12 protein-coding genes are annotated in these 12176 nt (G+C 39.5%); 1 reads left to right on the top strand and 11 read right to left on the bottom strand.

What is annotated here, in order from left to right; genetic code table 11:
• Positions 1–29: 29 nt before the first annotated feature.
• A complete protein-coding gene (locus tag PHC29_00685; protein ID MDD5108017.1) occupies positions 30–434 on the bottom strand; it encodes a hypothetical protein in 405 nt (134 codons plus the stop codon).
• Between the two features lie 674 nt (positions 435–1108).
• Here PHC29_00685 and PHC29_00680 point away from each other — a divergent pair.
• Positions 1109–1363, top strand: a complete 255-nt coding sequence (locus PHC29_00680) for a L28 family ribosomal protein (protein ID MDD5108016.1) — start codon at positions 1109–1111, stop codon at positions 1361–1363.
• Here PHC29_00680 and recJ read toward each other — a convergent pair.
• From recJ to trpD, 10 genes are all read right to left on the bottom strand, one after another.
• Positions 1356–3044 carry a single-stranded-DNA-specific exonuclease RecJ gene (gene recJ / locus PHC29_00675; protein MDD5108015.1) on the bottom strand — a complete coding sequence of 563 codons (1689 nt, stop codon included), beginning with the start codon at positions 3042–3044 and terminating at the stop codon, positions 1356–1358. The two genes, PHC29_00680 and recJ, sit on opposite strands and share 8 nt — an antisense overlap.
• Positions 3044–4681 (bottom strand): arginine--tRNA ligase, encoded by a 1638-nt coding sequence (gene argS / locus PHC29_00670; protein ID MDD5108014.1) that lies wholly within the window; start codon positions 4679–4681, stop codon positions 3044–3046. Before argS ends, recJ begins: the two co-directional genes overlap by 1 nt.
• A gap of 421 nt (positions 4682–5102) precedes the next feature.
• Positions 5103–5255: a DUF5679 domain-containing protein gene (locus PHC29_00665; protein MDD5108013.1), complete on the bottom strand. Its 153-nt coding sequence runs from the start codon at positions 5253–5255 to the stop codon at positions 5103–5105.
• 141 nt (positions 5256–5396) lie between these two features.
• Positions 5397–6398 (bottom strand): hemolysin family protein, encoded by a 1002-nt coding sequence (locus PHC29_00660; GenBank protein MDD5108012.1) that lies wholly within the window; start codon positions 6396–6398, stop codon positions 5397–5399.
• 2 nt (positions 6399–6400) lie between these two features.
• Positions 6401–7669, bottom strand: a complete 1269-nt coding sequence (locus tag PHC29_00655; protein ID MDD5108011.1) for a pitrilysin family protein — start codon at positions 7667–7669, stop codon at positions 6401–6403.
• Positions 7662–8447: a tryptophan synthase subunit alpha gene (gene trpA / locus PHC29_00650; protein MDD5108010.1), complete on the bottom strand. Its 786-nt coding sequence runs from the start codon at positions 8445–8447 to the stop codon at positions 7662–7664. The genes PHC29_00655 and trpA overlap by 8 nt, the downstream gene beginning before the upstream one ends.
• Entirely contained in the window at positions 8434–9609 is a 1176-nt protein-coding gene (gene trpB / locus PHC29_00645) for a tryptophan synthase subunit beta (protein ID MDD5108009.1), read from the bottom strand. The genes trpA and trpB overlap by 14 nt, the downstream gene beginning before the upstream one ends.
• Positions 9606–10220: a phosphoribosylanthranilate isomerase gene (locus PHC29_00640; protein MDD5108008.1), complete on the bottom strand. Its 615-nt coding sequence runs from the start codon at positions 10218–10220 to the stop codon at positions 9606–9608. The genes trpB and PHC29_00640 overlap by 4 nt, the downstream gene beginning before the upstream one ends.
• On the bottom strand, positions 10214–11002 hold the full coding sequence (gene trpC / locus PHC29_00635; GenBank protein ID MDD5108007.1) for an indole-3-glycerol phosphate synthase TrpC: 789 nt from the start codon (positions 11000–11002) through the stop codon (positions 10214–10216). The genes PHC29_00640 and trpC overlap by 7 nt, the downstream gene beginning before the upstream one ends.
• Before the next feature lie 137 nt (positions 11003–11139).
• On the bottom strand, positions 11140–12150 hold the full coding sequence (trpD, locus tag PHC29_00630; protein ID MDD5108006.1) for an anthranilate phosphoribosyltransferase: 1011 nt from the start codon (positions 12148–12150) through the stop codon (positions 11140–11142).
• Positions 12151–12176: the final 26 nt, after the last annotated feature.

Here is a 12176-nt window from a genome sequence, read left to right as displayed (position 1 = left end):
ATTCTAATCTTCTCGCTATAAATTATATTCTAGAAACTTGATGAATGATAAGCAAAATCACGAACTTTTTTATCTGCGTCGAATTTTATAACTACAGTCAGGGTTCTTTGTGAAGTAGAGGTTGCTCCTGAATTACCACCAACAGATGCAAGTATCAACCAAACACCACCATTGCTATTCGAATAAGAAACATCTGTAGCGATTTTATCATAAACCCAAACTTCCAACCTATTTTCATCAGTTGATACAATATTAGGCGATCCCAATACCTCGATAACTTGAGCAGATGGCATTCCGATGCGAATCTCACGTTGGACTTTACCAACTGTTACTCTATCACCCGCATCTAATTTAACTGAATTCAAATGGGAACCTGCTGTCGAACAACCAGATAAAAATAAAATACTCAAGAACAAAAAGCTTATTTTTTTCATGATGCCTCCTTTTATTAATATGAATTGATGATACCTCTGGAGCATATAAAAGTCAATTCTAAAGTTGAAATTCTAAGAACACATCGCTTGTTTATTCCAAAAGAATTAATTAAGTATTGTGTCCCCGGAATTCGATAATTTCTTTTGCTTCCTTTATCATATTACCTCCTTTTAAACTAAAATACTGTCACGACAACCCGTGTATAATTTTAAAATTCCCAATAAATCACGGGGATACATGACTTAATTTTAACTCCGCTCCGGATAATTAAGTATTGTGTCAACGGAATTCCAATTTGTAAAGCACCTCGTTCTAACCCAATTGACTTTTATCTGTTATTTTACAACTAGTTAAAAATGTTACTTTTTCACCTGTGCCCAAAATGCGACCAATGTATTAAACAATTACCTTAATGTATATTAGCGGGTGACTGTCGAGACGGAGCCCTTGCCGCGCGCAACGTAAGTGAGCACGGCGAGGTGGCTCGGCAGGCAGCTTGCCCGCCACTAAACCGTTGGCGGGCTCAGAATGACGGCGCCTATTATGCCTTAGGATGACACCTATATTCTATCTTGACAATACTGGTATTTCAAGTATACTTATCTAACTTAGACACCCGGCGCAGAATGGAATTGCGCCGGTGTTATGTCCGTACACAAAAGGAGCTTTTAAAATGCTTAAAGAATGCGTAATCTGTAAAAAAGTGGCACTTACCGGTAAAGTTTTATCCAGAAAAGGGCAGTATAAGGCTAAAGGCGGAACAGGTTCTAAGATTGCCCGTTGGTCCAAGCGTAAATTTAAGGTAAATCTGCAAACTGTGCATATAGTGGTTAATGGTACGACCAAGAAGGTCTATATCTGCGCCAAGTGCATCAAAAAGGGTGATTTCAAAAAAGCGGTTCCCAGAAAACCTCGCCCCACTACTTAAAAAATATATCTTTAGCTTCAAGAATCAGTGATTCTTCCTGACGCCAGCTGTCAATTTTTGGCGTATAGATTAAGTCAAAAGAAGCTGCAGCTAACAAGCTTTCTCTTAAACTACTCATCCCAAAAGCAATCACTTGCCTTGTAGTGACTCCATCAGTTGCCCAAAACTTTAAAGTCCCGCGGTTTAGCAGCTGCACTTCTCCTTTTAACTTAAGCGCGCGCGAATAAAATAAAGGCTCAGGATTATCCATACCAAATGGCTCTAAGCGCTCTAACTCCCTAACCAATCCCTCATTTAAATCCGCAAAATTAAGCTCTAAATCAACATCCCGGCTGGGAAGTAAATCCTCTAAAGTCAGCCTGTCGCTAGCCAATTTATTGATACTCTTCCTGAACTCATCAATATTATCTTTAGTAATGAGCAAGCCTGCGGCATGGGCATGTCCGCCGAAGCTATCTAATAACTCCTTAGAATCCATCAACGCATCAAAAAGATGAAAATTCTGAATTGAACGCGCTGAGCCCTTGCATAAATTTTCATTAATCGAAATAACTATCGCAGGACGATAGAATCTATCCGCTAACTTTGAAGCCACAATCCCTAAAACACCCTGATGCCAATCTTCTTTGGCAATCACAATTACCTTATGATCCTTAAAATTAACCTGATGGTTAATTATCTCCTCTGCTTCTTCTATAATTTTTCCTTCTACTTTCTGGCGCTCACGGTTAAATTTTTCTAATTCCTTGGCCAAACCTTGCGCCTCAACAGCACTCTGGCTCATCAACAGTTTTAAGGATACCTCGGCATTAGCCATTCTTCCGGGAGCATTCAATCGAGGAGCAATTATAAAACCTACATAGGTAGAATTAAATTTTTTGTTTTCAATTCCTGCGTTTTCAATAATCGCCCGCAGGCCAAATCTTTTGGTTTGCGGCAACCTCAATAAGCCTTCCTTGGCAATGATCCTATTTTCCCCGGTTAGCGGCACGCTATCGGCAATTGTGCCCAAAGTAACCAAATCTAAATCATCCATTAATAGGGAATCGGTAATTGCTTGAGCAAATTTATAAGCCACTCCCACTCCGGCCAGATCCCTATAGGGATAACCTGAATGTTTCACTTTTGGATTAATAATGCAACTTGCCGCAGGCAAACTTGAATCCTGCGGCTCGTGGTGGTCGGTAATAATTACATCGATATTTGCCTGCCTTAGGCCTTGAATTTCTTCATGATTAACAATCCCGCAGTCAGCAGTAACCATAAGCTTGACCTGTTTTTCTTTAGCAAAATTAATAATTTCTTTATTTAAACCATAACCTTCGGTAATCCGATGCGGGATATGATGCAAAACTTCAAGGCCTATTGATTCAAGCGCGCTTTTGAGTAAAACCGTGCTAGTTATGCCGTCCACATCATAGTCGCCAAAGACCATTATTTTTTCTTTGTTTTCTTGCGCCTTCTTCACCAGGCTGATTGCCTTAGGCATATCCGAGAATAAATGCGGACTGAATAAATCGCCAATTGAGGATTTTAGGAATTTTTCCGCAGCGGTAACGCTGGTTATCTTACGGTTAATTAATATTTGGGCCAATATTTTAGATATACCTAATTCTTTAGAAAGCTGATTTTGCAAAGATACATGCGGGGTGGCAATCTTTAAGATTTTATGTGAGGACATTACATTTTCTCAGGTTGAGCAATACCTAACAGCTCTAATCCACAGGCTAAAACAATCTTTGCTCCTTTTATTAAGGTAAGCCGGGCGCTCGTTAATACATCATCCTGGCCTAGAACCCTGTGTAAATCGTAAAATTTATGGAAAGTTTCCGAAAGTTCCTGAAGGTAGACTGTAAGCATATACGGATCGCAAGTAACTAAACAAACATTCAGGGTTGCCTCAAACTCTAGTAACTTCTTGATAAGTGTCAGCTCTTCTTTCTCCTTAAGCACAGTTAGATCTAAATCATCCTTAATCTCAACCGTGCTACTGCGCAATATACTGCAAATTCGGGCATGCGCATATTGGACATAATATACAGGATTCTCCGAAGATTGTTTTTTGGCTACCTCTAAATCAAAATCCAAGTGGCTGGATGTTCGGCGCATCAAAAAGAAAAATCTGGCAGCATCTTTCCCTACTTCATCTAAAACTTCCCGCAGGGTAATATATTGTCCACGCCGCGTGGACATTTGAATCTCCTGTCCATTTCTAAAAATAGTGGCTAACTGGACAATAACTACGGATAAATCATCCTTCTTATGTCCAAACGCCTCAATGGAGGCCTTGATACGATTGATATAACCATGATGATCCGGGCCCCAAAGGTTAATCAACCAGCTAAATCCACGGTTAAATTTGTCCTCATGATAGGCGATATCCGGAGCCAAATACGTCTGGGATCCATCACTTTTAATAATTACCCGGTCTTTATCATCGCCAAAAGCAGTAGATTGAAACCAGAGCGCGCTGTCCTGCTCATACAAAAATCCTTTTTTCTTTAATTGGTCAAATGCCTGCTGCACCTTACCGCTCTTAGCCAGCTCCTTCTGTGAATACCAGCAGTCAAATTTAACCCCAAAATCGGCCAACTCCTGTTTAATTATCTTTAAGATATGCTCAGCGGCAAAATCTCCCAGATCTTCATCTTTAATTTTCTGATCAATCGCAATTTGTGCGATATCTTTAATGTAATCTCCCTGATAATAGTTTTCAGGAAACTCAATTGCCTCGCCTTTTAATTCTTTAAGCCGCAAGCCCACGGATTTGCCCAGAATATTGATCTGATTACCTTCATCATTAAGATAATATTCCCGGCTGATATTAAAACCGATAAAAGACAAAACATTAGCCAAACAATCCCCCACTGCTGCCTGGCGGGCGTGGGCAACGGATAAACAACCGGTAGGATTTGCGCTGACAAATTCAATCAAAGTTTTCTTACCATGGCCTAAATCCGGCCTAAGAGCCTCCTTACCCTGAGTAGTTATCTGGCGCAGTAATTCATAAAAATAATTCTCTTTAAGATAAAAGTTTACAAACCCTGCTCCTTCCACTTTTACCTGGGTAATTAAATTTTTTAAATCCGTATTTTCTATTTCTTTTTGGATAGATTCGATTAACTGCGTAGCAACTACGCGGGGTGGTTTCTTTAATTCTTTACTTAGTTTTAAGGCAATATTGGTGGTAAAATCACCAAAGCGGTTATCCGTGGGAAAATCAAGAGAGATTGCCTCTTTATTATCCTTAAGCCAGCCTAAGGAGCCCAAGCAGCGGCTAACTAAGGCAATAAGTTCTTCCTGAACAGCTTTATGCATTATTTTGGTTAAAACGGTTGCAACAGATTGGGGTAAGTTATTTCTTAGGAGCCTTATACCTAACTCGCTTGGCGTCAGACCAAAGCCCCTCTAAAGAATAAAAATCTCTCACCGGTTCATAAAACGAATGGGCGATTACCGAAACATAATCCAAAGCAATCCACCCTGATTCATCGTTTCGAGAAATCTTAGAGAGAGATTTTATCTTTTTTAATTCCAGATCATCCTGAATTGCCTGGGCAATCGCAGTAGCCTGCCTTATCGAAGTACCGCTGGCAATAACAAAATAGTCACAGTACCCGGCTACCTTGGAAACATCCAGAATTACAACATTTTCGGCTTTTTTGGATTTAGCAACCCAGGCAATGCGTTGCGCTAAAGTTTTTGAGTCTATTTTTTTACCTCTATTCTAGAAAGACAATTACTTAGCTTTTCCTAAGATCTTATACATTCCGGTTCCGCATTCAGGGCATTTACCTTTCATGGCGGCGCGGCCGTTTTTCATAGTTACCTTCTGCTCATCTTTCATTGATTTCTTACCTTTACATTTTACACAATATCCTGTTTCAGCCATTTGTTTCCTCCTATTTTATGTTGCATACATATTTAGACTGTTATTAATTTTAACATAGCTTAATTTTGATGTCAAATTATTTAAAATATGATGGATAAGGGGGGACGTTTCCCTTAAGGAAAACTTCCCCCCTTTATCTTACTATTTAACAGACTTTCTTATATGGCGCTTTTCTTCTATCTCACCAACAATCTCTTCAATCAAATCTTCTAAAGTTACCAATCCCAATGTTTTTTTATCTTTATCCACGATAATAGCAATCTGCATCTTCTCTGCCTGAAATCTTCTTAAAAGGTCATTTACGCGCGTTGTGCTGGAGACAAAACAGGCTTCATGAAGCAAATCCTGCAAGAGAAACAAGCCTTTTTCGCGCAATATATAGAGTAAATCCTGGGCATAAACTATGCCTACGATATTATCTTTAGTCTCCTTATATACCGGAAGACGAGCATGCCCCTCTTCCACAAAGATATTCAATAAGTCATCAGAGTTAGTATTAATATTTACAGCAATAATTTTCTCTTTAGGCACCATGATATCCATGAGCTTAGTATCCCCAAACTCAAAGATACGGTGGAGCATCTTACGCTCCTCTTCGCTTAAAACCCCCGCCTCCTGCCCCATTTCAATCATCGTCTTTAACTCTTCTTCGGTAATCAAGGGAGACTTCTTGGTAACGCTTAAACCAAAAATCTTTAAGATAAAATTACTGATACCGATAAAAAATATGATCAAGGGCTTAAAGATTACTAAAACTATCTCCATTAACGGCGCAGTAAGAAGAGCCATCTTTTCTGCATGCTTAGCCGCAAGAATCTTGGGAGTTACCTCGCAGAAAATAAGCAAAACCAAAGTGGTTATAAATGTAGAAGCAACAACACCCAAGCGGTATCCATAAATCTGGACGAATACGCCCGTTACAATCGATGAGACGGCAATGTTAACAATATTATTACCGATAAGTATCGCAGCGATTACTTTGTCTAACTTTAAGACAAGCCGCTGAATGTTCGCAGCGCCCTTAACCCCTTTTTGCATCATATGGCGCAGTTTAATTTTGCTTAACCCGATAATCGAAGTTTCTGAAGAGGAAAAGAAGAATGAAAGTACAGCTAATAGCAGTAAAATTAAAAATATTATCATTATTATCCTAAATTAAGCTTTGCGTAGATATTTTGCTGGCTTTTCTCAAGTGGGCCAATCAAAGCTAAGTTTATTTTTTTATTATCAAATATTCCGGCGGCAATTTTACGCACATCTTCCATACTTACCTTATTTACTTCTTTAATCACCTGCTCCAATGAATATGCCTTATCCAAACAGGCAACGCTCTCTCCCATCCAAAGCATATACTCCATAGTGTCTTCAAGGGCAAGGCTTAGTTGGCCCAGGTAAAACTCCTTTGCCCGCTTGAATTCGTCTTTACGCACAATGGTTTTGCGTACTTTACCCAGCTCCTGAAAGATTAAACTCAGACAATCTTCCACCTTACGGTTATCAATACCAGCGTGGACCAAGAATGCTCCGGTATCATGAAAACGCTTTAACCCCGTGCCAATCTCATAAGCCAACCCTCTTTTTTCCCTCACCTCATTAAATAGGCGGCTGGACATATTGGCGCCTAAAATTATATGCAAAATCGCCTGAGCATGCCTTAAAGGATCATCGCGCTTTAAAGAATGAAACCCCAGAGCCATATGTGTCTGTTCGGTATCTTTATTAAAGATTTTTAACTGCGGCTTATCCTGGTTTTCTTTAACCGGAATAAATGTATTTAATTTAGAGGTTGTCGTTGAAGAAAACTTAGCAGAAACTTTTTTCAGCAGGAGATCATGCTCTAATAATCCGGCTGCGCTGACTACGATATTTGCCGGGGTATAGTGGCTGACTTGATAACGTTTTAGAACATCACGGTTAATACCATTTAGCGACTCAATTGTCCCGATTATCGGCGTTCCCAATGGTTGGGCTGGCCAAAGCAGTTCATCTAACAACTCATAAACATAATTCTGCGGAAGATCCCTATACATTTTGAGCTCTTCTAGAATAACAGTCCTCTCTTTATCGATATCCACCTGTTTTAAGCTTGGGAAAGTAACCATATCGGAAAGGATATCAAAAGCAGAAACTAAATAGCGGCTGGGAATCTTCACCAAATAGCAGGTGAGCTCTTCAGAGGTAAAACCATTTAAAGAACCCCCTATTCCTTCAATTGATTCTTTAATCAAACGACAAGAGTATTTTTTGCTGCCTTTAAAAAGCAGATGCTCCAGATAATGCGAGATGCCTTTTTGAGAATCTATCTCATAGCGGCCGCCAGTATTAATCCAAATCCCAAGAGAAACCGATTGCGCCTGTTTCAGACATTTGGTGATTACCCTTAAACCGTTACTTAATTTACTTCTTTTATACATTGAGGCTTTCTACAAAGTTGGCTACTTTTTGCACCAGATTAGGATGGCCGATATTTTTTCTGATTTTATCTACAATTGCGCTGCCAACAATTACCCCGTCGCAGAGTTTAGACACTTCTTTAACCTGATGCGCGTCAGAAATACCGAATCCTACGCAAATTGGTTTGGTAGTAACCTTTTTTATTTTTACAAGGTTAGCTTTTAAATCCGCACTTAAGCTTTTGCGACTTCCGGTTACCCCAGTCAAAGAAACATAATAAATAAAACCTTTATCAACTTTAGAGATTAATTTAATCCGCGCCTGGGTACTGGTCGGAGCAACAAAACAAATATTGTTCAAACCCTTCTGGTTGGCGTAATGAATGAATTCTTTTGCCTCCTCAGGCGGCAAATCCGGAATAATTACCCCATCAACTCCGCAAGCCACAGCCTTATCCACAAAACGCTTCTCTCCATAACAAAAAACTGGATTGTAGTAAGTCATCAAACATATCGGCAAGCTCACATACTTACGTAATTTCTTCACTAAATCTAAAATTTTAACCAGATTAGTTCCTTTTTTAAGAGAATATCCTGAGGCCTCCTGGATTACCGGGCCGTCAGCCAAAGGATCAGAAAAAGGCACACCTAATTCAATGATATCTACGCCTTTCTTATCAAATGCAATGACCAGTTTTGAAGTCGTAGATAAATCCGGGTAACCTGCGGTTATAAAAGCAATAAACGCTCTTCTTCCCTGCTTCTTTAATTGGCTAAATTTATTATCAATACGATTCATGCAGATCCTTATCCCCTCTTCCGGAAAGGCAAACTATAACTGTCGCATCCTTCTTAATTGATTTTGATGCTTTCTTTAAATAGGCAATTGCATGCGCAGATTCCAATGCAGGAATAATTCCTTCTACTTTAGATAACAGCCTGAATCCCTCCAGGGCTTCTTTATCAGTGATAGCTACATAATCAGCGCGTTTTATTTGTTGATAATATGCATGTTCCGGGCCAACGCCAGGATAATCAAGGCCTGCGGCAACAGAATGAGCATTTTTGATTTGGCCGAATTTATCCTCTAAAATTTTAGATTTTGAGCCATGTAATACTCCGGTTGAGCCATACTCAAGGCTAGCAGAATGTTTACCTGAAGCAATTCCTAAACCTGCAGCCTCTACTCCAATCATCTTTACCTTTACATCATCAGAAAACGGATGAAATAACCCCATGGCATTACTACCGCCGCCAATACAAGCTATCAAGAAATCCGGAAGGCGATTTTCTTTTTTTAGAATTTGGGCTTTAGCTTCATCTCCGATTACACGTTGAAAATTCCGTACCATTCCAGGATAAGGATGCGGCCCGGCAACTGTACCGATAACATAATAGGTATTGCGCACATTAGTTACCCAATCACGCAAAGCCTCAGTCATCGCATCTTTTAAGGTTTGTGTTCCGCTTTTTACGCTAATAACAGTTGCCCCAAGTAACTTCATGCGCATGACATTTAAAGCCTGACGCTCTATATCTTCCTGCCCCATATATATATCGCACTTTAATCCGAATAATGCCGCAACCGTCGCCGTAGCTACTCCATGTTGACCTGCCCCGGTCTCAGCAATTAATCTTCGTTTACCCATTCTAACTGCCAGAAGTACCTGGCCTAAGGTATTATTGATTTTATGCGCACCGGTATGTAAAAGGTCTTCTCTTTTCAGATAAACTTTTTTTATCCCTAAATATTGGCTTAAGTTTTTTGCCAGATATAGTGGGGTAGGCCTGCCGGCGTATTCGCGTAGATAAAAATCCAGCTCTTTAGCAAACTTTTTATCTTTTTTAGCTAAAGAATATTCCTTCTCCAGTTCATCCAGAGCATAAATCAGCGTCTCAGGGACAAATCTTCCCCCAAACAAACCAAAGTGCCCAGTTTTATCCGGTATTTTATTTTTCATCGTTTAGCTGATTGAATAAATTTGGTAATTTTCTTATGATCTTTTTTGCCTGGCTTTGATTCAAGGCTGCTTGAAACATCCACCCAGTCAGGTTTTAACAATTTGATTGCGTGGTACACATTGCTGCTGGTTAACCCGCCAGACAAAAACACAACAGGCTTCATTTTAGCTGTTTGTTCAAGAATTTTCCAGTTAAATTTATTGCCTGTTCCGCCAAATGCGTCTTTAGAAAAACTATCAAATAAATAAGCAAAGGTTTTATATTTAGAAATATTGTCTAAATCTTCTTTTTTATTTATTCTGAAAGCCTTGATGACTTTATAACTTTTAAATTTCTGACAATATTCGGGAGATTCCTTTCCATGAAATTGTAACATATCTAAATCACAAAGCTTGGCAATCCTCTTTACAGTTGAGACTTTTTCATCGACAAAGACTCCTACCAGTTTAATTTTCTTCGGTAAAATCCGCGCTATATTTTTTGCCTTCTGAAGGCTGATATACCGAGGGCTTTTTTTATAAAAAACAAATCCCAAGGCATGCGCACCTGAAAAATAACTAAACAGCGCATCCTCTAAATTAGTAATTCCGCAGATTTTTACCCTCACCATCCCATTACCTCTTCTACTTTAACCTTTATGTCAGCTGACTCCATAAAGGTAGTGCCAATTAATACGGCACTTGCCCCGAGAATTTTTAGGAATAAAACATCCTGGGAACTTTTAATCCCGCTCTCTACAACCACTATTTTATCTTTAGGAATAAGAGTAAATAATTTTTCCGTGGTCTTAAAATCAACCTCAAGCGTATGTAAATTACGATTATTGATCCCGATTATCGGAACCTTTAAACTCAAGATTTTCTTTAACTCCTTCTCATCATGTACTTCAACAATATAATCAAGCCCCAAGCTATCAGCAATACGCATAAATTCTACTAATTTATCTTTAGTCAATAAATCTGCAATCAATAAAATAGCATCAGCTCCTAAATATCTAGATTCATAAACTTGATAGCTTTCTAAAATAAAATCTTTTCTCAAAATCGGCCCAGTAAATATTTTTTTTGCTTCTGCGATATTAGCAGGATTGCCGCCAAAATAGTCCTCCTCGGTCAATACTGAAACAGCTTGCGCCCCAGCATTCTGATAAGCCTGCGCAATCTCCAGTAAATTAAAATTCTGCCGGATTAATCCCTTGGAAGGCGAAGCCTGCTTAATTTCAGCAATAAGAGATATCTGTTTAGGTTTGCTAATTGCCTCTTTAAAGGGACGAGTAGCCGGCAAACCAACTAACTTAGTAGATAACTCTTCCAGGCTTAATTGCGTAATAGCCAAAGCAATCTTTTCTTTCTTTTTAGCGACAATCTCTTTTAATACGTCTTTTTTAGCCATTGTTGAGTTTCTCCATTTACATCATCGTCATTCTGAGGAGTCCCGCCATTGGCGGGACGACGAAGAATCTTACACCTAGATCCTTCGCCCGCCACTAAATCAATGGCGGGCTCAGGATGACAAGTTTTTACCAATAACTATAATTGTGAATACTCCTTTAATAACTCAAGTTTCTTTGCTGCCTGTCCGGAATCAATTGATTTTTCCGCAAGTTTTATCCCCTCTTGGACCGTTTTAGCTTTATCTGCAGCATATATAGCGCATCCGGCGTTAAGTAAAACAATATCTCGATGAGTACCTTTTCCCCCTGCCAATACATTACGGGCAATCAACACATTCTCTTGGATTGATCCGCCCAATAGATCATTTATTCTAGCCCTTTTAAAACCAAAATCCTCAGGAGTAATTTCATATTCTTTTAATGAACCGCCAACTACCTCAGCAACAAATGTCTTATCGGTAATTGTTACTTCATCCAGGCCATCGGCCCCATACACTACCAGAATATGCTTTGAGCCTAAATTATGTAAAACTTGCGCCAAGGGCCTGGACCATTCTTTAGAATATACGCCGATTAGCTGATTAGTGGCGCGCGCAGGATTAATCAACGGCCCTAAAATATTAAACATGGTTTTCTGGGCAATCTGTTTTCTTGCCGGCATAACAAAACGCATCGCCGGATGCAGATTCGGTGCAAATAAAAAAGCGATGCCTATCTCCTCAAGGCATCGCTTAATTTTTACCTTATCCATATTAATGTTTACGCCCAATGCCTCTAAGATATCTGCGCTGCCGCATTTACTAGATACTGAGCGATTTCCGTGCTTAGCCACGGTAACACCGGCGCCGCTGGCAACTAAAGCGGTAAGGGTTGAAATATTAAAAGTCCCCTTCTTATCTCCGCCGGTTCCGCAAGTATCCAGAATATTTGGCTTATCTATAATAATCGGCTCGACATATTTGAGCATTACATTTACCGCAGCCGTTAATTCTTCTACTGTTTCGCCTTTATCATTGAGTGAAGTTAAAAACGCAATAATATCCGCAGTATCAACTGTGCCGCTCAAGATCTCCTGCATCACCTGCTGCATCTGTGATTCAGTCAGATCTTTTTTATCAAGCAGTTGTTTAATTAGATCCTTTATCATTGTTTTCTAAGAAATTGCTTGGCCGC

It is taken from the genome of Candidatus Omnitrophota bacterium (assembly GCA_028712255.1).
Lineage (GTDB): Bacteria > Omnitrophota > Gorgyraeia > Gygaellales > Profunditerraquicolaceae > UBA6249.
This window is presented reverse-complemented; position numbering and strand designations above follow the sequence as displayed.

What these genes read in the sequence shown, in the direction of transcription:
- PHC29_00685 (MDD5108017.1), bottom strand. Translation starts at nt 434, where the DNA reads ATGAAAAAAATAAGCTTTTTGTTCTTGAGTATTTTATTTTTATCTGGT.
- PHC29_00680 (MDD5108016.1), top strand. Translation starts at nt 1,109, where the DNA reads ATGCTTAAAGAATGCGTAATCTGTAAAAAAGTGGCACTTACCGGTAAA.
- recJ (MDD5108015.1), bottom strand. Translation starts at nt 3,044, where the DNA reads ATGTCCTCACATAAAATCTTAAAGATTGCCACCCCGCATGTATCTTTG.
- argS (MDD5108014.1), bottom strand. Translation starts at nt 4,681, where the DNA reads ATGCATAAAGCTGTTCAGGAAGAACTTATTGCCTTAGTTAGCCGCTGC.
- PHC29_00665 (MDD5108013.1), bottom strand. Translation starts at nt 5,255, where the DNA reads ATGGCTGAAACAGGATATTGTGTAAAATGTAAAGGTAAGAAATCAATG.
- PHC29_00660 (MDD5108012.1), bottom strand. Translation starts at nt 6,398, where the DNA reads ATGATAATATTTTTAATTTTACTGCTATTAGCTGTACTTTCATTCTTC.
- PHC29_00655 (MDD5108011.1), bottom strand. Translation starts at nt 7,669, where the DNA reads ATGTATAAAAGAAGTAAATTAAGTAACGGTTTAAGGGTAATCACCAAA.
- trpA (MDD5108010.1), bottom strand. Translation starts at nt 8,447, where the DNA reads ATGAATCGTATTGATAATAAATTTAGCCAATTAAAGAAGCAGGGAAGA.
- trpB (MDD5108009.1), bottom strand. Translation starts at nt 9,609, where the DNA reads ATGAAAAATAAAATACCGGATAAAACTGGGCACTTTGGTTTGTTTGGG.
- PHC29_00640 (MDD5108008.1), bottom strand. Translation starts at nt 10,220, where the DNA reads ATGGTGAGGGTAAAAATCTGCGGAATTACTAATTTAGAGGATGCGCTG.
- trpC (MDD5108007.1), bottom strand. Translation starts at nt 11,002, where the DNA reads ATGGCTAAAAAAGACGTATTAAAAGAGATTGTCGCTAAAAAGAAAGAA.
- trpD (MDD5108006.1), bottom strand. Translation starts at nt 12,150, where the DNA reads ATGATAAAGGATCTAATTAAACAACTGCTTGATAAAAAAGATCTGACT.